This window comes from Duganella guangzhouensis, assembly GCF_009674535.1.
GTDB lineage: Bacteria > Pseudomonadota > Gammaproteobacteria > Burkholderiales > Burkholderiaceae_D > Rugamonas > Rugamonas guangzhouensis.
In genome coordinates this window covers 86,326-111,898 of record NZ_WKJK01000012.1, presented here as the reverse complement: position 1 = coordinate 111,898, position 25,573 = coordinate 86,326, and the positions used below count along the sequence as shown (strand labels likewise).

Here is a 25,573-nt window from a genome sequence, read left to right as displayed (position 1 = left end):
GTTCTCTCTTAACTCTCTTAAGTAAGCCGGTTCTTTGCCAGCGGTGGGTTTTTGGCGAAATAGCGGCGAATGCCGGTGACGATGGCATCCGCCAGTTTGTTTTGATAGTCGTCGTCGAGCAGCTTGGCTTCTTCTTCCGGATTGGAGATGAAGGCGGTCTCGATCAGGATCGATGGAATGTCGGGCGCCTTCAGCACCGCAAAGCCAGCCTGCTCGACCGAGCCTTTGTGCAGGCGGTTGATGCCGCCGATCTCGCCCAGCACGGCGCGGCCCAGCTTCATGCTGTCGTTGATCTGCGCGGTGGTGGAGAGGTCGAACAGCACGCTGGCCAGCTGCTTGTCGTGGCTTTTGACGTTGACGCCGCCGATGGTGTCGGCCGCGTTTTCCTTGTCGGCCAGCCAGCGCGCGGCCGACGAAGTGGCACCTTTTTCGGACAGCACGAACACCGACGAGCCGCGCGCGGTCGGCTGCACAAAGGCGTCGGCGTGGATCGAGACGAACAAATCGGCCTGCACCTTGCGTGCCTTGTCGACGCGGGTGCCGAGCGGGACGAAGTAGTCGGCATCGCGGGTCAGCATCACGCGCATGTTCGGCAGGTCTTCCAGCTTGTTCTTCAGGCGCTTGGCGATGGCCAGCACGATGTCCTTCTCGCGGCTGCCGTTCTTGCCGGAGGCGCCGGGGTCTTCGCCGCCATGGCCGGGATCGAGCGCGATGGTGATCATGCGTACCAGCTTGCCCTGCTTGTCGAACTTGTCGGCGGTCTTGGTCTGGGCTTCGGCGGTTTTCAGTTCGGCCTTCAGTTCTTCGCGCGGTTCGGCCTTGGTGTCGGGCTTGAGCGCGTCCAGCTGTTCCTTTGGCGTCGGCGTTGGCGCGGCGGCCACGTTGGGCGCCGGATCGGACCAGTCGCCTTTTTCGATCATGGCGGCGATTGGGTCGACCTGCTTGACCGGGTAAAGGTCGAAGATCAGGCGATGCTTGTAATTGCCGGCCGGCGGCAGCGTGAACACCTGCGGCGTCACTTCCGCCTTCAGGTCGAACACCAGGCGTACCACGTTGGGCCGGTTCTGGCCCACGCGCACCTGTTTGATGTACGGGTCGTTGGACTGGATCTTGGCCACCAGCCCTTTCAGCGTCGGGTTCAGTTCCAGACCTTCGATGTCGACCACCATCCGCTCCGGATCTTTAACGATGAAGTGGGTGGCTTTGAGGTCGGTATCGTTTTCCAGTGTGACGCGGGTGTAGTCCTCGGCCGGCCACACGCGCACGGCCAGAATCTGGGCGGCGCGGGCGCGCATGGGCGCGGTCACCGAGAGCAGCAGGGTGGCACCGGCCTTCAGCACGGTGCGGCGGCTCACATGTTTGGAGCGAAATGAAGACGTTGAAGGCATGAGTTACCCAAGGCGGTAGACGCCTGCAATTCTACATCACGGCCGTTGCCGGCCACAGTCAAAAACACGTTCAGATCCGGTGGCGGCAGCACGCCGTCGGCCTTTTCCGGCCACTCGACGATGCAGATGTTGTCGCCGTTGAAGTCTTCGCGGAAGCCGGCGTCAAGGAATTCCTCGGCGCTGGACATGCGGTACAGGTCGAAGTGGATGACGCTGACGGCGCGGCCGTTCAGCTGGACCTGATAGGGTTCGGACAAGGTGTAGGTCGGGCTTTTCACCGTGCCGGTATGGCCGGCCGCGTGCAGCAGAGCGCGGGTGAGGGCGGTTTTGCCGGCGCCCAGGTCGCCGTGCAAATGGATCGCCAGGCCGGGCGCCAAGGCGCGCGCCAGGGCGGCACCCAGGGCGGCTGTGCCTTCTTCGTCGTGGAGATGGGCTGTGAAGTGCTGCATCAATTAAAATGTCGTATTGGTTGGAACGCCAGCCATTGTACCTTCTAGCCCGCGCCCGATGTCCCTGTCTGAAACCAATTTAGCCGAACTTGCCCTCAGCATCAAGCGCTGGGGTGTGGAGCTGGGCTTTGCCGAAATCCGCATCACCGACGTCGACCTCAGTCACGCTGAAGCCGGCCTGCAGGCGTGGCTGGACGCCGGCATGCATGGCGAAATGGATTACATGGCGGCCCACGGCATGAAACGCGCGCGTCCCGCCGAGCTGGTGCCCGGCACGATACGCGTGGTCAGCGCCCGCATGAACTATCTGCCGGGGGAGACCAAAAACGATTGGCGCGAGCATGAGGCGGCGCGGCTGGCCGATCCCGGCGCGGCGGTGATTTCGATCTATGCGCGCGGCCGCGACTACCACAAGGTGCTACGCGCCCGCCTGCAGCAGCTGGCCGACAAGGTGAAGGCGCAGATCGGCGATTTCGGCTACCGCGTGTTCACCGACTCGGCGCCGGTGATGGAGCTGCCGCTGGCCGAGAAGGCTGGTTTGGGCTGGCGCGGCAAGCACACCTTGCTGCTGTCGCGTAGCGCCGGTTCGATGTTCTTCATGGGCGAATTCCTGGTCGACCTGCCGCTGCCGGTGGATGAGCCGACCGGCGCCCACTGCGGCCAGTGCTCGTCCTGCATCACGGCCTGTCCCACCCAAGCCATCCTCGGGCCGGGGCGGCTGGACGCGCGCCGCTGCATCTCCTACCTGACTATCGAATTGAAGAACGCGATTCCGCTGGAGCTGCGGCCGCTGATCGGCAACCGGGTCTACGGCTGCGACGACTGCCAGACCGCCTGCCCGTGGAACAAGTTCGCGCAGCGCGCCGTGCTGCCGGATTTCGACGAGCGCCATGGCCTGGGCCACGCCTCAATGGTAGAGCTATTCGCCTGGAGCGAGGAAGAATTCAACCGCAAGATGGAGGGCAGCCCGATCCGCCGCATCGGCCATGAACGCTGGCTGCGCAATCTCGCGGTGGGGTTGGGGAATGCGGCGGCGGCCGGCGCGCGCGGTGACGCGGCGATTGTGGCGGCGCTGTTGGCGCGCCGCGACCATCCATCCGAATTAGTGCGCGAGCACGTGGCGTGGGCGCTGGCGCAGCATGATGAAGGCGGCGGCGCCCCACAACACTAGCGTCAGTACCGAGGCTTCGACGCCGTAGGCGCCGCCGGTCAGCCATTCCGGGCCGGGCAGGGCGACCTGCAGCCAGCCGCGCGCCGCGTGGCCGGACAATGGCACCGCGAATACGCCGTCATACAGGAAGTTCCAGCCGAAGTGCATGCCGACCGAAATCCACAGGCGGCGCGTTAGCAGGTAGCAGGCGGACAGCGTCAGGCCGGCCACACCGGTGGTGACGATGCCGATCAGGTTCATATGATCGTTCTGGATATGCGCCAGCGCGAAACCCAGGAACGACACCACCAGCGCCACCCGCGTGCCCCAGCGCTGTTCGACGATGCGGAACAGCACCGCGCGGAACATCAGCTCTTCAAAGAACGCCACCATGATCTGCTCCGGCAGGCACTTGAGCAGGAACTCCCAGCCGGTGCTGGTGCCGGTGATGGTGAAGCTGCCGGCGGCGGCCAGCAGGCCGGCCACGGCCAGGCCCAAGGTAGCGCCCAGCGCGATGCCCAGGCCGGCCTCGCGCGCGGCACCCGACAGCGCCAGTTCGGTTGCGCTGCGCTTTTCCAGCAGAGTGGTGAACTGCCAGTATCCCAGCACGCTCAAGGCGGCGGCCAGCAGCAGCGGCCACACCGCGCGCAACGGCTTGGGGACCAGGATATCGGTCAGCATCAACGTCAGCATCACGGGCAGCATGACGGCGACGATACCCAGCACGATGCGGGTCAGTGGATGCACAAACAGGCGGTGGCGGAACGAGGGCGGGGATGGAACGACCTGCTGGGCGACGCTCATGGAATATCCTTGTTTCGGTGATTTGAATTTATTGCAACAGTAAGCGATTATGCAATTATTTTCACCAAGTTTGTATAATGCCTCCACAACCAGGAGGATAGCTTTGTCCAGAACAGACGCGGAAGTGTCGCCCGCCTACCGGGAACTGTCGCCATGGCGTTTGTGGCGCGACGGCAGCAGGGGCCAGAAACTGTGCCTGTTCGGCGGCTGGCTGGTATTGCTGGTGCTGTGCGTGGCGCTGGGCGTGGGCATGGTGATCTGGCGCTGGTCCGGCATCCCCCTCGAATTCGGCGGCGTGACGGTCTACCTGACCGTGTATCCGACCTTGCTGATTTGCCTGCTGCTGACGCTCACGCTGGGCTGGTGGTGGGGCGCGCTTCCCGCCTATTGCGCGACCTTGACGCTGGCGCTGTACGCCGGCATGCCGCTGGCGTGGGCGTTGCTGTTTGCGCTGTCCAATCCCCTCGGGCTGGCGATCATGGCGATCGGTTACCAGGCGATTGCGATGCGGCGCGACCTGCGCGGCATCAGCGCGATGCTGTTTTACGTGCAGCTGTCGTTCGTGGCCTGCGTGTTCAGCTCCGCCGGGGCGCTGATCTGGAGCTATACCAATCACTACGAGCGCGCGGCGCTGCTGCCGATCTGGCAGGGCTGGTGGCTGGGCGCCTTCCTGCAAAGCGTGCTGCTGGCCGGGCCGGCGATGGCGCTGCTGTGGCCACGGGTGGAGCGCTGGCTGAACGCGCATCCGCAGCTGATGCGCAAGATGCACACCAACTCGCGCCAGGCCGTTCTTGGGCTGTTGGCCTCCGTTACGCTGGGCGTGCTGGTGTACGGCTTCGTCACCATCGAGCTGGCCGACCAGCAGGCGCACCTGACCACGCTGGCGCACGCGATGAATGTAATGCGTCAGACCATGTGGATTTTCTACTGGGTGTTCGTGGCGATCGTATTGTTCATCGCGTTCTTCGGCTATCAGCTGTTCGCGCATTGGCAGCAGTCGCAGGACCGGCTGCTGGCGGAGCTGGAAAAGCTGGCCACCACCGATGGCCTGACCGATCTGCTGAACCGGCGCGCGGCCGATCTGCGTCTGAAGGCGGAGTGGCAGCGCACGCGCCGCTCGCGCCACAGCGCCGCCATGGTGTTGCTGGATATCGACCACTTCAAGCAGATCAACGACAGCTACGGTCATCCGGGCGGTGACGCCGCGCTGCGTCATCTGGCCAACGTGATGCGTTCGGTGATGCGCGAGGTGGATTTCGCGGCCCGCTATGGTGGCGAGGAATTCCTGATCGTGCTGCCGGATACCGGTGAACATGGCGCTTATGCGTTTGCCGAGCGTCTGCGCCAGCAGGTGGCGGCAACGCCGGCGCAATTCGGCGCGCAGGCGATCGCGATGAAGATCAGCCTGGGCGTGGCGGTGGTGCGCGACGATGATGCCAGCTACGAGCGCTGGTTCAGCCGCGCCGACCGCGCGCTGTATTGCGCCAAGCAGGGCGGGCGTAACCGCACCTCGCTCGACGACACCCGCTGACTGGGCTACACTCGCTGGCTTCTAGTCTATATAGGGGCCGCTGGCCATGCAAACTTCAATCCGATTCATGGCGTTGTTGGCCGGCGCATCGTTGTCGCTGGCCGCGCAGGCGCTGAACTTCGACGACTGGGCCGACAAGGTGGCCGTGGCCAAGCTGCGCAGCGATCCGGAGCAGGCCACGCAGAAGCAGTACTTCGACGCCAAGGAGCAGGATGCGCTGGACCGCAAGCTGACGCCCAACACGGTGCTGTTCCGCGCGGCGGAAGTGGCGAGTGCGAAGAAGTCGCTGGCGCAGTTGGCGGCCGTGGATCGCAGCAAACTGACGCCGCAGCAGCGCGCCAGCGCCGCCACCATCGCCTGGAGTTTGCAGGGCACGGTGGATGCTTATCCCTACCGCGACTACAACTTCGTGTTCAATCAGTTCACCGGCCTGCATGTGCAGATCGTGAACTTCCTGTCGCAGCAGCACCCGATCCGCAACCGGCGCGATATCGAAAACTATCTGGTGCGCTTGAAGGCGGTGGCGGGCAAGATGGATACCGGCATCGTGCAGGCGCGCGGTGCGGCTGGCCACGGCATCCTGATGCCGACCTTTATCACGCAGGCGTCGATTGGTCAGCTGGACCGCTTCCTGGACGGTGAGCCGCAGAACAATGTGCTGGTGGCGTCGCTGGTGCAGCGCATGGCCAATCTGAAGGATGTGCCGGCCGAGCAGCAGGCCAAGTTTGCGGCCGAGGCCACGGCCATCGTGGGACAGTCGGTGCTGCCGGTGTTCCAGCGCGCGCACACGCTGCTGCAGGAGCAGCTGCCGCGCACCACCAACGACGCCGGCCTGTGGCGCCTGCCGGATGGCGACAAGGCGTATGCGGTGGTGCTGCGCCAGATGACTTCCACCGATTACACGCCGCAGCAGATCCACGAGATCGGCCTGCGTGAAGTGGGGCGCATCGAGAAGGAGATGAATGGCTTGCTGGTGTCGATCGGCTACAGCGAGGGGTCGATCAAGCAACGCATGGAGCAGCTGGAGAAGGATCAGCAGCCGAAGGAGGCCGATCCGCGTCCGCAACTGCTGGCGCGCTATGACGCGATCCTGCGCGACGCCGAAGCGCGGGCGCGCGACCTGTTCGACATCGTGCCGAAGGCGCCGGTGGTGGTCAAGCGCGAGCCGCTGTTCACCGAGAAGACGGCGGCGGCGCACTACACCGGCCCGGCCAAGGATGGCACGCGGCCGGGCATCTTCTGGGCGCCGCTGCCGGGGCCGGACTTCCGCATCGTCGGCATGCGCACGCTGGTGTATCACGAGGGCGTGCCGGGTCACCACTTCCAGGTCGCGCTGCAGCAGGAGAATACCGGTTTGCCGCGCTATCGGCGCGACCGCGTGTTTGGCGTCGGCTCGGCGTATGGCGAGGGTTGGGCGCTGTACGCGGAACAGCTGGCGGCGGAAAACGGCTGGTATGGCGATGATGTAGTGGGGCGTCTGGGTCAGCTGGACGCGGAACTGTTCCGCGCGCGCCGGCTGGTGGTGGACACCGGCCTGCACGCGATGAAGTGGACCCGCCAGCAAGGCATCGACTACGGCATTCCGCCGGCCGAGGTGGATCGTTACGTGGTGATGCCGGGCCAGGCGTGCGCCTACAAGATCGGCATGATGCGCATCCTCGACCTGCGCGCCCGCGCGCAACAGGCGCTGGGCGACAAGTTCAACATCAAGAGCTTCCACAACGTGGTACTGGAAACCGGCAACGTGCCGCTGTCGGTGCTGGAACAAGTGGTGGACGAATGGATCGCCACGCAGCAGAAGAGCTGATTACTTGCGTTTGGTTCTCCACAGTGGATCCTGATGTGGATGTCCGCCGGGGAATGTGAGGATTGCTTTCGACCAATATGCGTGGACTGATGCTGCATCATTTGGATCATATGGACAGTCAGGATCATCTGCAATATTTACGAAGTTGGGTGCGGCCGCAATGGCCGCATCAATTTCTTCCTGAGTGAAATAGAATTTCGAAATAGTCTCTCGTTTCATGCTTATCACCATATCTGCAAGAAATAACGCGTGTGTCATCGCCAACAGGCACCCAGATAAGCGAGATCACTCGCCCACGCGGTGAGCATGGGACGATGTTGTCACTTCATGGTAGGCCGCCGCTTGAGGGGAATCAAGCGGGGTGGAGTGGAATTTACTTCAGCAGGCCGGCCAGTTCGACGGCGGTTTTGACTTGCATTTTGTCGAAGATGTGGGCGCGGTGGACTTCTACTGTGCGCATGCTGATGCCTAGTTCGTCCGCCACCACTTTGTTCATTTTGCCGGCCAGGATCAGGTCCAGCACTTCGCGCTCGCGGCTGGACAGCGTGGCCAGGCGGGCGTGTACCGCCGCCGTTTCGCCGGCGCGGCGCGAGTTGACCAGCGCTTCCTGCACCCGGTCCATCAGCTGGTTGTCGTTGAACGGCTTTTCGAAGAAGTCGAAGGCGCCGCGCTTGAGCGTGTCCACCGCCATCGGCACGTCGCCGTGGCCGGTCAGGAAGATCACCGGCATGCGCTGCGCCAGGCCGCGCGCCAGCAGCTGGTCGAACACCGCCACGCCGTTCATGTCCGGCATGCGCACGTCCAGCAGCACGCAGTCGCCGTCGGCGTCGAAATCGCCCTTGCCGATCTGCGCCAGCAGCTGCGTGCCCGATTCGTAGGCGCGCGCGGGGATCGCCCGCGAGGTGGCGAGCCAGGTCAGCGCGTCGCGCACGACCGCTTCATCGTCGACGATATGCAGCATGTTCTTATGTCTCCTGTGCCGTACCGGCCGGCAGCGCCGGCAGCACGAACGTAAATATGGTCCCGCCCTGCGGGTTGGCGCGGAAGGTCAGTGCGCCGCCGTGGAATTCTATCGCAGTCCGGCAGATGTTGAGTCCCATCCCCATCCCTTCGGCCTTGGTCGAGAAGAACGGCGAGAACAAGCGCTGCGCCACTTCCTCTGGAATGCCATGGCCATGGTCGATCACCGCCACGCTGACCATGCCCTGTTCCGCATCGTAGTCGGCCACCACATTCAGCACGCGCTGCGATTGCGGCACCTGCTGCATCGCCTCGATGCCGTTGCGGGTCAGGTTGAGCAGCACCTGTTCGATCATCACGCGGTCGGCGCGCACTGGCGGCAGGTCGTTCGGAATTTGAGTGCGGAACGAGACATAGCTCTGGCGCGCCTGCAGCTCGATCAGGGTGCGGATGCCATCCAGTAGTGCGCCGATGGCGATTTCCTGTCGCTGCGGCTCATTCTTCTTCACAAACTGGTGCACGCTGCGGATGATCTGGCCAGCGCGCTGCGCCTGCGCGCTGGCCTGTTCCAGCGCCGGCTTGAGGATGGAGCAGTCGGGCGGACCGTCGCGGTTCAGCACATTCAGCGCACCGGTGGTGTAGCTGGAGATGGCGGCCAGCGGCTGGTTCAGCTCATGCGCCAGCATCGAGGCGATTTCGCCCATGGTGGCCAGGCGCGCCGAGGTTTGCAGCTTTTCTTCCTGCTGCCGATTCAATTCCTCGATGCGCTTGCGGTCCGAGATGTCGAGGATGGAGCCCATCCAGCCGGTCTGCTTGCCGTCGTTGTCGACCAGCGGTGCCTCGAACACCAGCACCGGCACGCGGGTGCCGTCCGAGCGCTGGAAGATGGTTTCAAACTGCGGCGTGACCTTGCCCGCCAAAACCGATGCGAAGCGCGCCTGGTATTCGCTCATCGCCTCCGCCGCCCAGTAGGGCATGGGCGGCAGCTTGCCGACGATTTCCTCGGCCGGGTAACCGACGATCTGGCAGAAGGCCGGATTGACATAGGTGATGCGGCCTTCGAGGTCGCGCGCGCGCAGGCCGGTCACCAGCGAGTTTTCCATCGCGGTGCGGAACGACATCTGCTGGCGCAGCGCGCCCTCGGCCGCCAGCCGTTTCGAGATGTGGCCCCATAACGCCAGCAGGCTCCATAACAATCCCAGCGACAGCACGATCACCGAGCCGACCAGCAGGTTGGGCAGCAGCTGCGGTTCACTCTTGACGCTGTCGGTCACCAGCGTGACCCAGGCGCCCGGCAGGTCGAGCGCGCGCTTGTGGGTGTAGACGCCGTGGCCCGGACCGGCGGCGGCGCGGCGCGCCAGCACCTTGTCGTCGCGGTCCACCAGCGTGACCTGGTTATCCTGGGCGAACCACCACGGCACCATCTCGTCCAGCAGGGCCGAGGTCTGGTAGGTGGCGACCAGATTGCCCAGATAGTCGTTGCCACGATAGAGCGGCACGTGATAATCCATCAGCACCGCCGACGGCGCCGCCGACTGGTCCGGGGTCTGTGCCTCCGGCTGGGTGTACATCGGGCGGCGCGATTTGCGGGTGATGTCGGCGGTGGTCTGCGAGGCCGGCGACAGCTTGACCGGCGCCGCCTGCGGATCGCTGCTGGCCACCAGTTCACCGTCCGGCTTGAGCCAGACCACGCGCAGCAGTTCGTGGCCGTTTTTCAGCAGGCGCGCCATGCGCTCGTGCAGATCTTTGGACGACAGGTGGCCGTTGGCGATTTCCACCCCCAGTGAACGCAGGCTTTCCTCGTCGCGCGCCATCTGGAAGCGGATGGTTTGCTCCACCCACAGCGTGTCCGCGATCAGCTGTTCCTGGCGCTCGTTGCTCTCCATCTGGCGCGCCTGCCAGGGCAGCCAGATCAAAATCGCCAGAAAAAACAACACCAGCACGATCGGCAGCAGCCAGCGCAGCGCGGTGCTGGACGGCGGGCGGCGGGGGATGGCGGGCGCGGTAGAATGGGCGGATGTCATGGGCGGTCAGGGTAGCTGGTCAGGGCGGTGCGGTCATTGTGGTTATCCACAGTTGCCAGTGTTGCGGCTATTCATAAGAATCGGTCAGAATAGAAGAATAGTGTAACTTTAAACCCACCAGGAGACTTCATGAAACTGAAACCCGTCCTGCTCGTCCTGAGCGCGGCCCTGAGCTTCAACGCCTACGCGCAAGCGCCTATCGTTATCAAATTCAGCCACGTGGTCGCGACCGACACGCCGAAGGGCCAGGCAGCGGAGCGTTTCAAACAGCTGGCCGAAAAGGCAACCAATGGCCGCGTCAAGGTCGAGGTGTATCCGAATAGTCAGCTGTACAAGGACAAGGAAGAACTGGAAGCGCTGCAACTGGGCGCGGTGCAGATGCTGGCGCCATCGCTGGCCAAATTCGGCCCGCTGGGCGTGAAGGAGTTCGAAGCCTTCGACCTGCCGTATATCTTCCCGTCCAAAACCGCGCTGTATAACGTGACCGAAGGCGAAATCGGCAAATCGCTGCTGAAGAAGCTGGAGCCGAAGGGCATCACCGGTCTGGCGTACTGGGATAACGGCTTCAAGGTGATGTCGGCCAATAAGCCGCTGCGTACGCCGACCGACTTCAAGGGGCTGAAAATGCGTATCCAGTCGTCCAAGGTGCTGGACGCGCAGATGCGCGCGCTGGGCGCCAATCCGCAGGTGCTGGCGTTCTCCGAGGTGTATCAGGCGCTGCAGACCGGCGTGGTGGATGGCACCGAGAATCCGCCGTCGAATATGTACACCCAGAAGATGCACGAGGTGCAGAAGTATGTGACGGTGTCCAACCACGGTTACCTGGGCTATGCGGTGATCGTCAACAAGAAGTTCTGGGACGGCCTGCCGCCGGATATCCGCACTGCGCTGAACAAGGCGATGGCGGAAGCCACCACCTTCGAGAAGGCGATTGCGCAGCGTGACAATGATCTGGCGCTGGAGGCCATCAAAAAGGCCGGCAAGACCGAGATCTACACGCTCAGCGTGAAAGAGCAGGCCGAATGGCGCAAGTCGCTGCTGCCGGTGCAGCAGCAGATGGAGAGCCGGATCGGCAAGGACTTGATCGCGGCGATGAACAAGGAAGCCGCCAAGTAAAAGAAAGCCCCGCTAAAGCGGGGCTTTTCACATCTACATCAGTCCCATCGCCTTCGGCAGCCACAGCGACAGTCCCGGCCAGTAGGTCACAATCACCAGGAACACCAGCATCGTCAGCAGCCATGGCATCACCGCCACGGTCAGCTCGGAGATGCTCATCTTCGAGATGCCGCTGGCCACGTACAGGTTCAGGCCCACTGGCGGATGGCACAGGCCCACTTCCATGTTCGCATCGATCATGATGCCGAAGTGGACGGCGTCGATGCCGAGGCGGATCGCGGCCGGATGCAGTATCGGCGCCATCACCAGAATAATCGACGACGGTTCCATCACGTTACCGGCCAACAGCAGCAGGATGTTGGTGAAGAACAGGAAGCCGGCCTGGCCCAGATCTTTATTCAGAATCCAGTCCGCCATCGCCTGCGGGATGTTCTCGTGCGCCATCAGGAAGGAGAACAGCACGGCGTTGGTGATGATGTACAACAGCATGGCCGACAGCGCCGCCGATTTCTTCAGCACCTCCGGCGTTTTCGACAGCGGCATGTCGCGGTAGACGAACACCGAAATCACAAACGCATACACCGCGCTCATGGCCGCCGCCTCGGTCGGCGTGAAGATGCCCTTGGTGATGCCGCCGATGATGATCACCACCAGCATCAGCCCCCACACGCTTTTGCGGAAGGCGGCCCAGCGCTGGCCCCAGGACGCCTTGCGCATGCGTGGATAGTTGTTCTTCTTGGCCAGCACCCAGGTGGTACCGCACAACATCACGGTCAGCAGAATGCCGGGGAACAGGCCAGCCAGGAACAGCGCGCCGATCGAGGTGTTGGTGGAAATCGCGTAAATCACTTTCGGGATCGACGGCAGCATCAGAATCCCCAGCGAGCCGGCGGTGATGATGACGCCGGCGCCAAACTGCTTGGGATAGCCCTGCTTGACCATGGCCGGCAGAATGATGGAGCCGATCGCCACCACCGTCGCCACCGACGAGCCGCACACCAGCGCGAACATGGCGCAGGCGATGATGCCGGCCAGCGCCAGGCCGCCGTGCCAGTGACCGATCAAACTGGTGGCAAAGGCGATCATGCGCTTGGCGACACCGCCGTGGGTCAGGAAGTTACCGGCCAAAATAAACAGCGGAATGGCCATGATCTCGAACTTCTCGATGCCGGTGAATAGCTTCAGCGCCACCGCCTCTATCGGCACCTCGGTCAGCAGGTACATAAACATCAGCACCGTCAGGCCGAGCGCGATCGAGACCGGTATCCCGGTCAGCATCAGCAGGATCAGCAGCGCGAACACGATGCCGACCTTGCCGCCCATGATGCAGACACCCAGCAGGATGCCGACCAGGATGGCGAGTACGGTGCCGGCTTTCTTTTTGGTCCAGGGCTCTATGCCCTGCATGGCGATCGCGCCGCTCATCGCGCACCTCCGTGGGCCGGGGCGGCGGCGAACAGTTCGTCGTGGTCGTCGTCGCTCAGGCCTTCGACCTGGGACTCGTCATGGTGCGGCAGCTCGCCGTGGCGCAGGAAGGTCCAGCTGACTTGCATGAAGCGGAAGCACATCAGATAAGAAGCCCACGGCACCGCGGAATAGACCAGCCAGGTCGGCCATTCCAGGTCGGGCGTGGTCGGGCCTTCCGGCACCTCGCTGGCGTCGCGGCCGAGCAGGGTATAGACCGCGTGGTGCATGCCGTTTTCCCACACAAAGGTCAGGCCCAGCGTGCCGATGATGCCGGTGAATAGCATGCCGCACACCAGCGCCAGCATCACCGTGAAGCGGCGCCACTCCGGTGGCAGGCGGTTGACCAGCACGTCGACGCCAACGTGCACGCCCTTGCGCACGCCATAGGCGGCGCCGAACTTGGCCATCCACACGAACATGATGATGGCCAGCTCCTGCGCCCACTCGAAGTGCAGCGACAGCAGGTAATCCTGCACATAGGGAATCGGCATACCGGTGCCGTAGCGATGCACCACCGACAGGAAGATGATCAGGGTAGCCCCGCCCATCAACAGCGTGATGATCCACTCCTCCAAATGATCCAGTATTTTTATCAGCATAATATGTCTCTAAGTTTTATTGGTGCCGGGAAATCCAGCATAGTGATAACGTAGCCAGCTGCCAACAGTGTGGCAATAAGGGCTATTACTAAGTTGGCTACAGTGTCGGATTTGCTTCATACCACAACTTGTTTGCTCTGCGTCGGGTATTTGATATCTAAACTATGCGCACAAAAAAATTGAGAAAAAGCTTAATAGATACGTTATGATGGCGACGCTCTAGGGGATACATGCATAACGATATGAGCCCCTGTAGCAAGAGCCCAGAATTGTAAGTGGGGAGTGTGTATAGAATCGGTAATCAATACCGGCGAGATCGAGGAGACACACGTTTTACAGAATGCCGCTGTTATAGGGTCTGCAAGCCGCCACAAGTGCGCTACGGAACCAGGCAAGTGGCCGGAAACGTGAAGCAGGATTTGAAACGCACCTTCGGGTGCGTTTTTTTTCGTCCATGGCGATTACAATGCCCAAGCAGTGTGGTTTTTTTGCTGTAGCAGACATGCAACAAAATGGTGCATACAGGCAATGGAATGACGAAAGAGGTACTTTTTTGGTGCAAGCAACTGTGATGAATAAACAACAGGGCCATGAATTGTTTTCAGCCATATTGGCGTTGCCATTTGGGAAATTAGGCGTGCGCACGGCGCACGGCGAGGTTACCGAGCTGTGTTATCTGCCGCCCCATTTTGAGGCGAAAGCGCCACAGGATGCGGTGGCCGAGCTGGTCGCGCATCAGGTGGCCAAGTATTGCGACGACGCCGATTACCGTTTCACGCTGCCACTGAAGCGGGTCGGTACCGAGTTCCAGCAGAAGGTGTGGGATGAATTATGTTCAATTCCGCGCGGCAGCACGCGCACTTATGGTGAGCTGGCCAAACACCTCGGCTCGGCGGCGCGCGCGGTAGGGCAGGCGTGTGGCGCCAACTGGTTTCCGGTGGTGGTGCCGTGCCACCGCGTGATCGCGTCCACCGGCCTGGGTGGCTTTTCCAACAGTGACGATCCGAACGGCTACCTGCTGGGCATCAAGCGCTGGCTGCTGGCGCACGAAGGATCGAGCGAGTACGCATGGCAGCAGACAACCTTGCTCTGATCGACGAGTTCTGCGACAGCCTGTGGCTGGAGGACGGGCTGTCCAAGAACACGCTGGAAGCCTATCGCCGCGACATGCGGTTGTTCGCCACCTGGCTGGAGAAGAAGCGGCCGGAGGTCAGCGGGCTGCTGGCGGTGAACGGCCATGTCATCGAAAGCTATATCGCGGCGCGCCACGCGGACAGCGCCAAGGCTACCTCGTCCAACCGGCGGCTGTCGGTCATCAAGCGCTTTTACCAGATGCTGCTGCGGCAGCGTCGCATCCACCAAGATCCCAGTCTGAAGCTGGTGTCGGCCAAGCAGCCGCAGCGCTTTGTGCACACGCTGAGCGAGGCCCAGGTGGAAGCTTTGCTGGCGGCGCCGGATGTCAATACCCCATTGGGGTTGCGCGACCGCACCATGCTGGAGCTGATGTATGCCAGCGGCTTGCGCGTGTCCGAGCTGGTCGAGCTGAAGCTGCTGGAGCTGAGCCTGAACGATGGCGTGCTGCGCGTCACCGGCAAGGGCGCTAAAACGCGGCTGGTGCCGTTTGGCGCGCAGGCGCGGGCGTGGATCGAGCGCTACATGCAAGAGGCGCGCGGCGTCATCCTCAACGGCCAGCAGGACGACGCGCTGTTCGTCACCGGGCGCGGCAGCGGCATGACGCGGCAAATGTTCTGGGTATTAATCAAAAAGCATGCGCTGAAAGCCGGCATTGTCGCGCCGCTGTCGCCGCACACCTTGCGCCATGCGTTTGCCACCCATTTGCTGAATCATGGCGCCGACTTGCGTGTTGTGCAATTATTATTGGGACATTCCGATATTTCCACCACCCAGATCTACACCCACGTCGCGCGCGAGCGTTTGAAGCATTTGCATGCGCAACATCATCCTCGTGGGTGAAAAACTTGGGTCATAATGAAGTCTACGCAGTGCAACCCTTTCAAAGAGGTAGCAAATGGCCAAGACGAACTTCGCCTATGAGAAGCGGCAGCGAGAGTTGGAAAAAAAGCGTAAGCAGGAAGAGAAAGCCCGGCGCAAGGCCGAGTTGAAGAATAATCCCGGGCTGGCCGAGGAGGGCGAGCCCGACGAGGCCGAAGGCGAACCCTCCGGCCTCGCCGCCGACGACGATTAAGCGGCTTCGCGCAGTGGCGGTTCGGTGTGCTGCTTGCGCTTGAACCAGCGCGCGCAGCGTTTGCCGAAGCTGTCCAGGTAGGTGTAGGCCACCGGCACCACCACCAGCGTCAGCAGCGTCGAGGTCAGCACGCCGCCGATCACCGCGCGCCCCATCGGCGCCTGCGTTTCGCCACCGTCGCCCATGCCGATCGCCATCGGCAGCATGCCGAACACCATCGCCAGCGTGGTCATCAGGATGGGACGTAGCCGCACCTGGCCAGCCGTCATCAGCGCTTCGTGCTGGCTCTGGCCCTCCTGCTGCGCGTGGTTGGTGAAGTCGACCAGCAGGATGGCGTTCTTGGTCACCAACCCCATCAGCATGATGAAGCCGATCACGGAGAAGATGTTGAGCGTGCTGCCGGTCACCAGCAGCGCCACCAGCACGCCGATCAGCGACAGCGGCAAGGACATCATGATGGCCACCGGCTGCAGGAAGCTGCCGAACTGTGAAGCCAGCACCAGGTAGATGAAGATCACCGCGATGCCAAGCGCGATCAGCGCCGAGTTCATCGATTCCTCCATGTCCTGCGCATTGCCGCCCACGTCGAAGCGTACGCCGGCCGGCAATTCGATTTCGGCCATGGCTTTGCGCACGTCGCTGTCGACGTCGCCACCGGGACGGCCTTCGACGCCGGCATACACCGCCACCCGCCGTTGCAGCGCCTGGCGCTTCAGCACCTGCGGGCTGAACGCCGGCACGAATTCCACCACCTGGCGCAGCGGCACCATCACCGGCCGGCCATCCGGCCCCAGCTTGCTCGACGCCAGCGACAGGTCGGCCAGATCGGCCACTTTCTGCCGGCCGGATTTCGGCAGCTGCACGTTGACTTCGTAGTTCTGGCCATCGGCAGCCAGGAAGTGCGAGGTGGTGTCACCCGCCACGAACGGCCGCAGCGCGGCGCCGATTTGCTGCGTGGTCAGGCCGAGGTCGCTGGCCAGTTCGTTGTTGATCTTGATGTTGGTGGATGGATTGGCACCTTCCTGGCTGTATTCCAGATCGGCGATGCCTTTAATTTTGCGCATTTTGTCCATCAGGCGGTGCGCCACGTCGTCCAGCTTGGCTTCATCGGTGCCGAGGATGGCGATGAAGATGGGCTTGAAGCCGACCGTCAGCGTGATGCCGGCGATCTGGCTGAGACGGGCGCGGATCGCCGCTTCCATTTCCTTCTGCGAGCGGCGCGCATGCAGCTTGCGGTCGAGCAGCTTCATGTCGATCTGCGCGGTGTTGCGGCCATCCTGCGTGCCGACCACGGCGATGACGTTGGCGATTTCCGGGAACGCCTTCAGCGCCTCTTCCACCTGATGTACTTTGTTGTCGGTGTATTCCAGGCTGGAGCCGACCGGGGTTTTCATCAGCAGGTTGACCCAGCCGTTGTCCTGCTCCGGCATCATTTCGCCGCCGATTTTCGGCACCAGCAGGATGCTGCCGGCGAACAGCGCGAACGCCAGCAGCAGCGTCATTTTCTTCCAGCGCAGCGCCAGCGCCAGCACGCGGCCGTACACCACGTGCAGCCATTCGACGCCGCCTTCCAGCCAGTGCATGAAGCGGCCCAGCCACGGCGCGTATTTGAAGCGGTCTTCCACCGGGTCCGGCCACACCGACGACAGCATCGGGTCCAGCGTGAAGCTGACGAACAGCGATACCAGCACCGCCACCGCGACGGTAATCCCGAACTGCAGGAAGAAGCGGCCGATGATGCCATCCATGAAGGCGACCGGGATGAACACGGCGACGATGGCGAAGGTGGTGGCCATCACCGCCAGGCCGATTTCGTTGGTGCCGTCTTCGGCCGCCTTGCGGTGGTTCTTGCCCATGCCGAGGTGGCGCACGATGTTTTCGCGCACCACGATGGCGTCGTCGATCAGCAGGCCGATGCACAGCGACAGCGCCATCAGCGTTAGGAAGTTGAGTGTGAAGCCGAAGGCTTTCATGGCGATGAAGCTGGCCATCACCGAGATCGGCAAGGTCAGGCCGGTGATGATGGTGGAGCGCCACGAATGCAGGAAGAAGAACACGATGATCATGGTCAGCAGCGCGCCTTCGATGATGGTCTCCTTGACGTTATCGAGCTGGCTTTGCACCTTCAGTGATTCGTCGTTCAGCACCTCCAGCTTGATGTCGGGCGGCAGCGTCTTTTGCAGCTCGGCCGCGACCTGCTGGATGCGGCTGCCGACTTCCACCACATTGGCGTCCTGCACCTTGGTGATGTCCAGCGTGACGGCGCGCTGGCCGTTGATGCGCGAGATCGACAGTTCTTCCTGCGCGCCGTCGACCACGGTGGCTACCTGGTCCAGATACACCGGGCCATTGGCGCGGCGGGCGACGATGATTTTGTTGAAGTCGCGCGGATCTTTCATCTTGCCTTCGACCCGCACCAGGCGCTCGCTGGCGCCGTAGCTGATCGAGCCGGCCGGCAGGTTGGCGTTGGTGTTCTGGATCGCGTTGATCACTTCATCCACGCCGACCGCTTGCGCGGTCATGTCGTTGGGGCGCAGGTTGATCAGGATCTGGCGCGCCGCCATGCCGTTGGTGCGCACCTGGCCGACCCCGGCCACGCCCTGGAAGCGCTTGCCGATGATCTGGTCGGCCATGGTGGACAGGTCGCGCAGCGAGTGTTCGGTCGAGGTCAGGCCGATCTGCGCGATCGGACGCGAGTTCTCGCCCTCGAAGCGAACGATGAACGGGTCTTTGGCTTCGCGCGGGAAGCGTGGCCGCACCTGTGCCACCTTGTCGCGGATGTCCTGCATGGCGCGGTCCATATTGGTGGACAGCTCGAACTGCACGTAGACGCCGGCACGGCCTTCCCACGAGTTGGCGCGCAGCGTCTTGATGCCGCTGACGGTGTTGACCGCTTCCTCGATCGGGCGGGTGATGTCGTTCTCCACCGCTTCCGGCGAGGCGCCCGGATACACCACCTCGATGGCGGCGCCGGGGATGTCGACATTGGGCATGGCTTCCAGGCCGAGTCCCTTGTACGAGAACAGGCCCAGCACCATCAGCGCCACCATCACCATGGTGGCAAACACCGGATTACGGATGCTGATTTTAGTGATCCACATGATCAGCCCTTCGCCGGTTCAACCGCTTGCGCTTGCGCCGCTGGCGGCAGCTTGACGGCGGCGCCGGGCTTCAGGCTGTCCAGGCGCGAGACGATGACGTTGGCGCCGGCGCTCAGGCCGTCCACCACTTCGGCATAGCCTTCGTCATCGTTGCGCAGGCCCAGCGTGACCGGCTGCGCGATCAGCTTGCCCTGATCGACCTTGTAGACGATCTGGCGGCCCTGCTTGTCGTTGCGCAGCGCGGCCAGCGGCACGATAGGCGCCACCGCCGAACGCTCGGTGACGATGCTGCCCTTGGCGAACATGCCGGCGCGCAGCGCGCTGTCGTCGTTCTTGACGGCGATGTAGACCAGCATGGCGCGCGAACCCGCTTCGGTGGACGGATTGATGCGCGCCACCTGGCCGTGGAAATCGCGCTGGGCAAAGCCGTCGACGCGGAATTTGACGTCCTGGCCGACTTTGACGCGTGGGATCTCGGACGCCGGCACCTGCGCTTCCAGGATCAGTTCGGACAGGTTGACGATGCTGTACACCGGCATGTCCAGCGCCAGCTTTTCGCCGGCCTGGACGTGGCGTTTGCTGATGACGCCGGAGATCGGCGCCTTGATCACGCCGTCGTTCAACGCGATGCGCGCCAGTTCCACCATGGCCGAGGCCGATTTGACCGAGGCGCGCGCCAGGTCGACCGAATTCTGGGTTGAATCGTAAGCGTTCTGCGAGATGTATTTCTGCTTCAGCAGCGCCTGGCTGTTGGTTTCGTTTTTGGTGGCCAGCGCCAGTTTGGCCTGGGCTTCATCCAGTGCCGCCTGTTGCTGCTGCAGACGCGCGCGCAGGTCGGCCTGGTCGATGCGGGCCAGCACCTGGCCGGCGCTGACCGCCATGCCTTCCTGCAGCGTAGTGGCCTCCACCACGCCCGAGACCTTGGACTTGATGGTGGCGGAACTCAGTGGCGCCAGCGAGCCGGATAAGGGCAAGCTGACCGCCAGTGAACGGGCGTCGACGGCGGCGATGTCGCCGGTCGATAATTCAAAGACTTCTTTCTTGTCCTTGGCTGCTGCGGTGGCAGGGGCGGGCGCCGCCGCCGGCGCCTGCTTGGCGCGCAGCACGGTCCAGCCGCCGCCGGCCAGGGCGATCACCACCAGCGCGATGGCCGGTTTGCGCCAGCGCCGGGGGCGGACGGTGGGCAGAGTGGGCTGGGTGAATTGGGTGTGTGGGGGCAGGGTTTCCATTTTCATATCGTTCTTCTAGCCTGAAGGGGATTGCGCATGGTGTCACTGTAGGAATTTCCAAGGACACGGGCCAGAAGAATGCGATGAGCGGTGCAAAAGCACGCCTGAAATGCAGAAACGCCGGATGAGGTGCGCGGTTTAGTGGTGGTCGTACAAGCGCAGCCGCACCAATACCTGGCCGTGGTCCGACGCTTCCGGCCGCGCTTCCCGCAGGTGCTGGTTCAAGTAGCTTACATCCAGCACTTCGCCAACCGCGTGGCGCGAGCCGCGATGGAATTCCTCCGATACCAGCACATGGTCGATGGTGGCATAGCGGCCGTCGTGGCTGATAGTGTAGCCGCCGTCGCGTGGCGTGTCGCGGCCAAGCTGGATCTGGCGGCAGTCGAACAACTGGCCATGCAGCTCCTCGCCCGGCTCGCAGTTGGTGCCGGCGCCCATGACGATGGTGGTGGTGACGGCGTCCACCGTGTCGTTGAAATCGCCCAGCACGATGCGCGGGCGGCGCTGTTGCTGGTCCATCGCGCTGAGCAGGGCGCGCAGCGCCACCGCCTCAGTGCCGCGCCGGATCAGCGAACGCAGATTGGCCTGGGCGTGCAGCATCGGGTCGTCGCCGCTGTCGCCGTTGCGGTAGTCGGGCCGCTTGGATTTGAGGTGGACCACGATCACGTCCACAATCCGTTCGTCCGGCAGCACCACTTGCGCGTGCAGCGGCGCGCGCGCGAAACGGTCGGCGTCACGGCTGCCGTCGGGCAGCGCCACGCCTTCGGGGAACATGATGTAGGCCTGGGCCGGCGCCGCCAGCGGCAGGCGCGAGATCAGTGCCAGTTCCGGCGTCACGCGCGGCAGGCCGGTGGCGGGATCGGGCGGCGGCTCAAAGCCGGCCAGGGTCGCGTCGCGGTAGCGGGTGCTGTGGGCCAGCACGTCGCGCAGCGCTGCCAGCGAGAAGATTTCCTGCAGGCCGATGACGTCGGCGTCCAGTTGATCCAGCTGTTGCGCCGTCCAGGCGACTTTCGCTTTGTACTCGGCCTCGGTCAGCGGGGCCAGATTGTCGTACAATTTCGCCCCAGGCTGGGAAAGATTGCAAACATTGAAAGTGGCAAAGCGAATTTCCTGCTGCATAATGGACAACTCCCGATCGAACCATGGCTAAAAAAGAGCATATCTCCGAAACCCCGGCTACTCAAATGCTGCGCAAGCACAAGGTGGCGTTTTCCGAGCACCCCTATGACTACGAGGAGCACGGCGGCACCGGTGTGTCTTCGCGCGAGCTCGGCGTCGACGAGCATCACGTGGTCAAGACCCTGGTGATGCAGGACGAAGCCGCTAAACCTTTAATTGTGCTGATGCACGGCGATTGCAAGGTCTCGACCAAGAACCTGGCGCGCAACATCGGCTGCAAGTCCGTCGAACCGTGCAAGCCGGAGGTGGCGTCGCGCCACAGCGGCTACATGATCGGCGGTACCTCGCCGTTCGGCACCAAGAAAGCAATGCCGGTGTATGTAGAGGATAGCATTCTTGCGCTGGAAACGATTTATATCAATGGCGGTAGACGCGGTTATCTGGTCGGCATCGCGCCGCAGGTGCTGACCGCGCTGCTGAACGCCAAGCCGGTGCATTGCGCGCTGGCCGAGTAAGGTTGTATATTCGTTGGCTGCCCAGTGTGGCGATAACAATAATTTGAGGAAAAGATGAATACTGTTTGGATGACCGTGGCCGCCTATCTGATCGGCTCGATCTCGTTTGCCGTTGTCAGCAGCAAGCTGTTCGGCCTGGCCGACCCGCGCACCTATGGTTCGGGCAACCCCGGCGCCACCAATGTGTTGCGCAGTGGAAATAAAGCAGCCGCCATCGCCACCCTGATCGGCGACGCCGCCAAGGGCTGGCTGGCGGTGTGGCTGGCGATCTATTTCCAGGATCGGCTCAATATTGGTGATACGACCATTGCGCTGGTGGCGATCGCGGTCTTCCTCGGCCACCTGTGGCCGGTGTTCTTCCGCTTTGTCGGTGGCAAGGGCGTGGCCACCGCGGCTGGCGTGCTGCTGGGCTTGAATCCTTGGCTGGGCGTCGCCACCTTGGTGACCTGGCTCGTGGTCGCGTTCGCCTTCCGTTACTCGTCGCTGGCGGCGTTGGTGGCGGCGGTGTTCGCGCCGTTCTATTATGGTTTATTGTTTGGCGTGGAGCCGCAGCTGGCCGCCGTGTTCCTCATGAGCGTGCTGTTGGTATTCCGTCACAGCAAAAATATCTCCAACCTGATCGCAGGTAAGGAGAGCCGCATCGGCGGTAAAGCGAAAGGCAAGAAATAATGGCTACCCCTCTGAAAATTGATTTTGTGTCCGACGTATCGTGCCCTTGGTGCGCGATCGGCCTTGGCTCGCTGAACAAGGCGCTGGAGGCGATCGGCGACGCGGCCGACGTCGAGCTGCATTTCCAGCCGTTCGAACTGAACGCCAATATGCCGCCGGAAGGCCAGGACATCGGCGAGCATTTGACCGAGAAATATGGTTCGACGCCGGAGCAGCAGGAACAGGCGCGCGAAATGATACGCGCGCGCGGCGCCGAAGTCGGCTTTGACTTCGCCATGGGCAAGCGCAGCCGCATCTACAACACCTTCGACGCGCATCGCCTGCTGCATTGGGCCGGGCTGGAAGGCAAGCAGACGGCGCTGAAGCAGGCACTGTTCAAGGCTTATTTCACGCAGGGTCTGGACCCGAGCGCGCACGAGGTGCTGATCTACCTGGCCGGCGAAGTGGGCCTGGACAAGGAACGCGCGACCCAGGTGCTGCATTCCGGCGAATATGGCGCCGAGGTGCGCGAGGCCGAGCAGTTCTTCCATCGTCACGGCATCAACTCGGTGCCGGCGGTGATCATCAACGAGCGTCACCTGATCTCCGGCGGCCAGCCAGCGGCGGTGTTTGAACAGGCGCTGCGCGAGATTATGGCCAAACCGGCATAAATAATCCCGGCCGGGCGGGAGGGGGCGCTCCCGCCGCCATTGTTTTGCGATAAACTCTGATAGTAAAAAAGACTGTTGTCACTATCAGGGAGGCCCATGCTGGCCGAAGAACAAGTACAGATAACCGCTCCATCGCAGGCCGACCATTTCCGGCTGGCCGCACTGCACCGCTATCACATCCTCGACACGCCGGCCTGCGAAGATTTCAGCTTCCTCACTGAGCTGGCGGCCAAAATCTGCGAAGTACCGTATGCCTATATCTCGCTGGTCGATGCCGACCGGGTGTGGGTCAAATCGTGCGCCGGCATGCACATCGGCGAACTGCCGCGCGGCGAGAGCTACTGCTCGCTGGTGGTGCTGAGCGAAGCCGCCACCGAAATCCCCGACCTGACGCTGGACCCGCGCACTGCGCATATGCGGCTGACGGTCAATGCGCCGCACATGCGCATGTACAGCAGCGTGGCGCTGACCTCGTCGGACGGCTTTGCCATCGGCACGCTGTCGGTGCTGGACACCAAGCCGGGCCGCCTCAGCGACGACAAGCGCGTCATGCTGGTCAAGCTGGCGCGGCAGGTGATGGCACTGATCGAACTGCGCGCCAACGAGAAAACGCTGGAAGCCACGGTGCATGAGCTGGAGCTGCTGGCCACCACCGACGAGCTGACCGGCTTGCATAACCGCCGCTCGCTGCTGCATCGGCTGAAGTTTGAAGTGGCGCGCGCGCGCCGCTTCCGCTCGCCGCTGTCGGCGGTGATGATCGATCTCGATCACTTTAAGAAAATCAACGATGAATACGGCCATGCGGTGGGCGACCAGGTGCTGGCCAATCTGGGCCGGCTGCTGCGCGAGAATGTGCGCGTGATCGACGTCGCCGGCCGCTACGGCGGCGAGGAGCTGTGCGTGCTGCTGCCGTCGACGCCGGTGGAGGGTGCTTGCAAGTTTGCCGAATCGCTGCGCGCCAAGATCGAGGCGCAGGTTCACTACGCCGGCACGCGGCCGTTGCGGATCACGGCCAGCCTGGGTGTGGGCGCGTTCAATCATATCGAAATCGATGATGTGGAAAGCTTGCTGAAACAAGCCGACGCCGCGCTGTACCGCGCCAAGCACGGCGGTCGCAACCGCGTCGCGTGCGGGTCCGACTAAAAGGAGAACTGCCATGCCTATCGCCAGCTGGAATGGCGCCGTGATTGCCGAGGCGCGCGACGATGAAGTGGAAATCGTCGAAAACAATGTCTACTTCCCGCCCTCCAGCGTGAAGCGCGAATATTTGCAGCCCAGCAGCCACACTTCGCGCTGCCCGTGGAAAGGATTGGCCAGCTATTACACGCTGAACGTCAACGGCAAGCTCAACGAAAACGCCGCCTGGTACTACCCGGAGCCGTCGGAAAAGGCCAGCCAGATCAAGGACCACGTGGCCTTCTGGCGCGGCGTCGAGGTGCAGCGCTAGTTGGATAACCTGACTCATAGCATCATCGGTTTCGGCGTCGGCGAGTTGGTGCATCGAAGCCTGCCGGCCGAGGCCGAGGCGCCGCAACAGCGCGTGCGCCATCGCCTGCTGCTGCTGGCCTGTGCGCTGGCCAGCAATTTTCCTGATCTGGATCTGTTCCTGACCCAGTTGCTGCCGGCGCCGCTCGGCTATCTGCTCAATCATCGGGGACACACGCACACCGTGTTGTGGGCGGTGCCGCAGGCGCTGTTGCTGGCGCTGCTGCTGTGGCTATGCTGGCCAGCGGCGCGGGCGTTGCTGCGCGCCAGCCGGCCGGCGCGGCTGGGATTGGCGCTGAGCGTGGGCATCGGCTTGGCGCTGCATCTGCTGATGGATTACACCAACTCCTATGGCGTGCATCCGTGGTATCCGCTGGATGCGCGCTGGTTTTATGGCGACATGGTGTTCATTGTCGAACCGCTGTTCTGGGTGGCGATCGGCGTGCCGATGGCGCTCATCATGCGCTGGCGTAGCTTGCGCGTGGCCGGCTTGCTACTGCTGTTTGCCGCGCTGCTTGGGTTTGCCGCGCGCGGCTACCTGGGGTGGCCATCGTTTGCGGCCTTGCTGCTGATCGCCGCCGCCTGCGGCGCGGCGCAGTGGCGTGCCGGCGAGCGTGGACGCGGCGGGTTGTTGCTGGGGCTGGGTGTCAGCGTCGCTTTCATCGCCTTGCAAGGCGCCGCCTCGCAGGCGGGCAGGGCGCAACTGACCGCCGTCTTCGAGACCCTCGATCCGCATTCGCATGTGCTGGATATCGCCATGACGGCTTTCCCGTCGCAGCCGCTATGCTGGAGCTACGCCAGCATTGAAAGCGATGGCGTGCGGTACCGGGTGCGGCGCGGCGTCACCAGCCTGGCGGACATCGCGTGCCCGGCCGCGCTGAATGTGCCGGCCGCCACCGTGACCGGCAGCCTCAAGGAGCTGCAAGCGCTGCAAGCGTCCAACTGTGTGGCGAATGCGTGGTTGCGTTTCGGCCGCATTCCGTTGCTGGCCGATGGCACGCTGTCCGATTACCGCTTCGCCACCACGCCGCGTGGCAACTTCACCACGCTGCCGATTGCACCGCCAACCGCCTGTCCGCGCGATATTCCAGCCTGGGCTTACCCGCGTAGCGATATGCTAGTCAATCCGCCATAGTCAAGATTGCGTGCGTCTGTGCACGGTTTTAGTGCCCGATGCGTTGTACTGTGTGGTGACTTCACCACAAAAGCGCCTAGAATCAAGCTGTATAGGCCGAGTACTGCCTATTTGGTTGGCACAACAATTGCATTGCCCTCCAGAAAGGACGATGATCGATCTCATGGAG

The 25,573-nt window shown here is 62.9% G+C and carries 24 protein-coding genes; 13 read left to right on the top strand and 11 right to left on the bottom strand.

What is annotated here, in order from left to right:
* Positions 1-17: 17 nt before the first annotated feature.
* Together GJ699_RS21955 and tsaE are read right to left on the bottom strand one after the other, a co-directional pair.
* Entirely contained in the window at positions 18-1,388 is a 1,371-nt protein-coding gene (locus tag GJ699_RS21955) for an N-acetylmuramoyl-L-alanine amidase (RefSeq protein ID WP_154380290.1), read from the bottom strand.
* Positions 1,352-1,837 (bottom strand): tRNA (adenosine(37)-N6)-threonylcarbamoyltransferase complex ATPase subunit type 1 TsaE, encoded by a 486-nt coding sequence (tsaE, locus tag GJ699_RS21950; RefSeq protein ID WP_154380288.1) that lies wholly within the window; start codon positions 1,835-1,837, stop codon positions 1,352-1,354. The genes GJ699_RS21955 and tsaE overlap by 37 nt, the downstream gene beginning before the upstream one ends.
* Before the next feature lie 58 nt (positions 1,838-1,895).
* On the opposite strand from tsaE, the gene queG reads away from it, so the two are divergent.
* Positions 1,896-3,008: a tRNA epoxyqueuosine(34) reductase QueG gene (queG, locus tag GJ699_RS21945; RefSeq protein WP_154380286.1), complete on the top strand. Its 1,113-nt coding sequence runs from the start codon at positions 1,896-1,898 to the stop codon at positions 3,006-3,008.
* On the opposite strand, the gene GJ699_RS21940 is transcribed toward queG, so the two are convergent.
* Positions 2,940-3,791 carry a CPBP family intramembrane glutamic endopeptidase gene (locus tag GJ699_RS21940; protein WP_154380284.1) on the bottom strand — a complete coding sequence of 284 codons (852 nt, stop codon included), beginning with the start codon at positions 3,789-3,791 and terminating at the stop codon, positions 2,940-2,942. The genes queG and GJ699_RS21940 overlap by 69 nt on opposite strands.
* A 103-nt stretch (positions 3,792-3,894) precedes the next feature.
* On the opposite strand from GJ699_RS21940, the gene GJ699_RS21935 reads away from it, so the two are divergent.
* Both GJ699_RS21935 and GJ699_RS21930 read left to right on the top strand, forming a co-directional pair.
* A complete protein-coding gene (locus GJ699_RS21935; RefSeq protein ID WP_229262229.1) occupies positions 3,895-5,322 on the top strand; it encodes a sensor domain-containing diguanylate cyclase in 1,428 nt (475 codons plus the stop codon).
* Between the two features lie 46 nt (positions 5,323-5,368).
* Positions 5,369-7,129: a DUF885 domain-containing protein gene (locus GJ699_RS21930; protein WP_154380280.1), complete on the top strand. Its 1,761-nt coding sequence runs from the start codon at positions 5,369-5,371 to the stop codon at positions 7,127-7,129.
* Here GJ699_RS21930 and GJ699_RS21925 read toward each other — a convergent pair whose 3' ends face one another.
* The 3 genes from GJ699_RS21925 to GJ699_RS21915 all read right to left on the bottom strand — a co-directional run bounded on the left by GJ699_RS21925 (position 7,130) and on the right by GJ699_RS21915 (position 10,113).
* Positions 7,130-7,348, bottom strand: coding sequence for a hypothetical protein (locus GJ699_RS21925; protein WP_154380278.1), 219 nt, complete (start codon positions 7,346-7,348; stop codon positions 7,130-7,132).
* A 154-nt stretch (positions 7,349-7,502) separates the two neighbouring features.
* The gene (locus GJ699_RS21920) at positions 7,503-8,090 is read right to left on the bottom strand and encodes a response regulator transcription factor (protein WP_154380276.1); all 588 of its coding nucleotides are present in this window, start codon (positions 8,088-8,090) and stop codon (positions 7,503-7,505) included.
* A gap of 4 nt (positions 8,091-8,094) precedes the next feature.
* Positions 8,095-10,113: a sensor histidine kinase gene (locus GJ699_RS21915; RefSeq protein WP_154380274.1), complete on the bottom strand. Its 2,019-nt coding sequence runs from the start codon at positions 10,111-10,113 to the stop codon at positions 8,095-8,097.
* Between the two features lie 129 nt (positions 10,114-10,242).
* Here GJ699_RS21915 and GJ699_RS21910 point away from each other — a divergent pair, with 129 nt between their 5' ends.
* Entirely contained in the window at positions 10,243-11,229 is a 987-nt protein-coding gene (locus GJ699_RS21910) for a TRAP transporter substrate-binding protein (protein ID WP_154380272.1), read from the top strand.
* A gap of 33 nt (positions 11,230-11,262) precedes the next feature.
* On the opposite strand, the gene GJ699_RS21905 is transcribed toward GJ699_RS21910, so the two are convergent.
* Both GJ699_RS21905 and GJ699_RS21900 read right to left on the bottom strand, forming a co-directional pair.
* A complete protein-coding gene (locus GJ699_RS21905) occupies positions 11,263-12,552 on the bottom strand; it encodes a TRAP transporter large permease (protein ID WP_195763624.1) in 1,290 nt (429 codons plus the stop codon).
* Between the two features lie 98 nt (positions 12,553-12,650).
* Positions 12,651-13,289 carry a TRAP transporter small permease gene (locus tag GJ699_RS21900; protein ID WP_371867634.1) on the bottom strand — a complete coding sequence of 213 codons (639 nt, stop codon included), beginning with the start codon at positions 13,287-13,289 and terminating at the stop codon, positions 12,651-12,653.
* Positions 13,290-13,866: 577 nt separating this feature from the next.
* Here GJ699_RS21900 and GJ699_RS21895 point away from each other — a divergent pair.
* The 3 genes from GJ699_RS21895 to GJ699_RS34220 are packed head-to-tail and all read left to right on the top strand — an operon-like array spanning position 13,867 to position 15,501.
* Positions 13,867-14,388, top strand: a complete 522-nt coding sequence (locus GJ699_RS21895) for a methylated-DNA--[protein]-cysteine S-methyltransferase (protein ID WP_154380492.1) — start codon at positions 13,867-13,869, stop codon at positions 14,386-14,388.
* A complete protein-coding gene (gene xerD, locus GJ699_RS21890; protein ID WP_154380268.1) occupies positions 14,364-15,269 on the top strand; it encodes a site-specific tyrosine recombinase XerD in 906 nt (301 codons plus the stop codon). Before GJ699_RS21895 ends, xerD begins: the two co-directional genes overlap by 25 nt.
* Positions 15,270-15,324: 55 nt before the next feature.
* A complete protein-coding gene (locus GJ699_RS34220) occupies positions 15,325-15,501 on the top strand; it encodes a hypothetical protein (protein WP_195763620.1) in 177 nt (58 codons plus the stop codon).
* Here GJ699_RS34220 and GJ699_RS21885 read toward each other — a convergent pair.
* The 3 genes from GJ699_RS21885 to GJ699_RS21875 form a co-directional block, all read right to left on the bottom strand.
* Positions 15,498-18,602 (bottom strand): efflux RND transporter permease subunit, encoded by a 3,105-nt coding sequence (locus GJ699_RS21885; protein WP_154380266.1) that lies wholly within the window; start codon positions 18,600-18,602, stop codon positions 15,498-15,500. The genes GJ699_RS34220 and GJ699_RS21885 overlap by 4 nt on opposite strands.
* A gap of 2 nt (positions 18,603-18,604) precedes the next feature.
* A complete protein-coding gene (locus GJ699_RS21880) occupies positions 18,605-19,837 on the bottom strand; it encodes an efflux RND transporter periplasmic adaptor subunit (RefSeq protein ID WP_154380264.1) in 1,233 nt (410 codons plus the stop codon).
* Between the two features lie 132 nt (positions 19,838-19,969).
* On the bottom strand, positions 19,970-20,950 hold the full coding sequence (locus tag GJ699_RS21875) for an endonuclease/exonuclease/phosphatase family protein (RefSeq protein ID WP_154380262.1): 981 nt from the start codon (positions 20,948-20,950) through the stop codon (positions 19,970-19,972).
* A gap of 23 nt (positions 20,951-20,973) precedes the next feature.
* Here GJ699_RS21875 and ybaK point away from each other — a divergent pair, with 23 nt between their 5' ends.
* From ybaK to GJ699_RS21845, 6 genes are all read left to right on the top strand, one after another.
* Positions 20,974-21,465, top strand: coding sequence for a Cys-tRNA(Pro) deacylase (ybaK, locus tag GJ699_RS21870; RefSeq protein WP_154380260.1), 492 nt, complete (start codon positions 20,974-20,976; stop codon positions 21,463-21,465).
* Positions 21,466-21,519: 54 nt separating this feature from the next.
* The gene (plsY, locus tag GJ699_RS21865; protein ID WP_154380258.1) at positions 21,520-22,134 is read left to right on the top strand and encodes a glycerol-3-phosphate 1-O-acyltransferase PlsY; all 615 of its coding nucleotides are present in this window, start codon (positions 21,520-21,522) and stop codon (positions 22,132-22,134) included.
* Positions 22,134-22,784, top strand: a complete 651-nt coding sequence (locus GJ699_RS21860) for a DsbA family oxidoreductase (protein WP_154380256.1) — start codon at positions 22,134-22,136, stop codon at positions 22,782-22,784. Before plsY ends, GJ699_RS21860 begins: the two co-directional genes overlap by 1 nt.
* A 96-nt stretch (positions 22,785-22,880) precedes the next feature.
* Entirely contained in the window at positions 22,881-23,927 is a 1,047-nt protein-coding gene (locus GJ699_RS21855) for a sensor domain-containing diguanylate cyclase (RefSeq protein WP_154380254.1), read from the top strand.
* A 13-nt stretch (positions 23,928-23,940) separates the two neighbouring features.
* The gene (locus GJ699_RS21850) at positions 23,941-24,231 is read left to right on the top strand and encodes a DUF427 domain-containing protein (protein ID WP_154380251.1); all 291 of its coding nucleotides are present in this window, start codon (positions 23,941-23,943) and stop codon (positions 24,229-24,231) included.
* Positions 24,232-25,404, top strand: coding sequence for a metal-dependent hydrolase (locus tag GJ699_RS21845; RefSeq protein WP_154380249.1), 1,173 nt, complete (start codon positions 24,232-24,234; stop codon positions 25,402-25,404). It begins immediately after the preceding gene.
* Positions 25,405-25,573: the final 169 nt, after the last annotated feature.

What these genes read in the sequence shown, in the direction of transcription:
- GJ699_RS21955 (WP_154380290.1), bottom strand. Translation starts at nt 1,388, where the DNA reads ATGCCTTCAACGTCTTCATTTCGCTCCAAACATGTGAGCCGCCGCACC.
- tsaE (WP_154380288.1), bottom strand. Translation starts at nt 1,837, where the DNA reads ATGCAGCACTTCACAGCCCATCTCCACGACGAAGAAGGCACAGCCGCC.
- queG (WP_154380286.1), top strand. Translation starts at nt 1,896, where the DNA reads ATGTCCCTGTCTGAAACCAATTTAGCCGAACTTGCCCTCAGCATCAAG.
- GJ699_RS21940 (WP_154380284.1), bottom strand. Translation starts at nt 3,791, where the DNA reads ATGAGCGTCGCCCAGCAGGTCGTTCCATCCCCGCCCTCGTTCCGCCAC.
- GJ699_RS21930 (WP_154380280.1), top strand. Translation starts at nt 5,369, where the DNA reads ATGCAAACTTCAATCCGATTCATGGCGTTGTTGGCCGGCGCATCGTTG.
- GJ699_RS21925 (WP_154380278.1), bottom strand. Translation starts at nt 7,348, where the DNA reads ATGAAACGAGAGACTATTTCGAAATTCTATTTCACTCAGGAAGAAATT.
- GJ699_RS21920 (WP_154380276.1), bottom strand. Translation starts at nt 8,090, where the DNA reads ATGCTGCATATCGTCGACGATGAAGCGGTCGTGCGCGACGCGCTGACC.
- GJ699_RS21915 (WP_154380274.1), bottom strand. Translation starts at nt 10,113, where the DNA reads ATGACATCCGCCCATTCTACCGCGCCCGCCATCCCCCGCCGCCCGCCG.
- GJ699_RS21910 (WP_154380272.1), top strand. Translation starts at nt 10,243, where the DNA reads ATGAAACTGAAACCCGTCCTGCTCGTCCTGAGCGCGGCCCTGAGCTTC.
- GJ699_RS21905 (WP_195763624.1), bottom strand. Translation starts at nt 12,552, where the DNA reads ATGGGCGGCAAGGTCGGCATCGTGTTCGCGCTGCTGATCCTGCTGATG.
- GJ699_RS21895 (WP_154380492.1), top strand. Translation starts at nt 13,867, where the DNA reads ATGAATAAACAACAGGGCCATGAATTGTTTTCAGCCATATTGGCGTTG.
- xerD (WP_154380268.1), top strand. Translation starts at nt 14,364, where the DNA reads ATGGCAGCAGACAACCTTGCTCTGATCGACGAGTTCTGCGACAGCCTG.
- GJ699_RS34220 (WP_195763620.1), top strand. Translation starts at nt 15,325, where the DNA reads ATGGCCAAGACGAACTTCGCCTATGAGAAGCGGCAGCGAGAGTTGGAA.
- GJ699_RS21885 (WP_154380266.1), bottom strand. Translation starts at nt 18,602, where the DNA reads ATGTGGATCACTAAAATCAGCATCCGTAATCCGGTGTTTGCCACCATG.
- GJ699_RS21880 (WP_154380264.1), bottom strand. Translation starts at nt 19,837, where the DNA reads ATGAAAATGGAAACCCTGCCCCCACACACCCAATTCACCCAGCCCACT.
- GJ699_RS21875 (WP_154380262.1), bottom strand. Translation starts at nt 20,950, where the DNA reads ATGCAGCAGGAAATTCGCTTTGCCACTTTCAATGTTTGCAATCTTTCC.
- ybaK (WP_154380260.1), top strand. Translation starts at nt 20,974, where the DNA reads ATGGCTAAAAAAGAGCATATCTCCGAAACCCCGGCTACTCAAATGCTG.
- plsY (WP_154380258.1), top strand. Translation starts at nt 21,520, where the DNA reads ATGAATACTGTTTGGATGACCGTGGCCGCCTATCTGATCGGCTCGATC.
- GJ699_RS21860 (WP_154380256.1), top strand. Translation starts at nt 22,134, where the DNA reads ATGGCTACCCCTCTGAAAATTGATTTTGTGTCCGACGTATCGTGCCCT.
- GJ699_RS21855 (WP_154380254.1), top strand. Translation starts at nt 22,881, where the DNA reads ATGCTGGCCGAAGAACAAGTACAGATAACCGCTCCATCGCAGGCCGAC.
- GJ699_RS21850 (WP_154380251.1), top strand. Translation starts at nt 23,941, where the DNA reads ATGCCTATCGCCAGCTGGAATGGCGCCGTGATTGCCGAGGCGCGCGAC.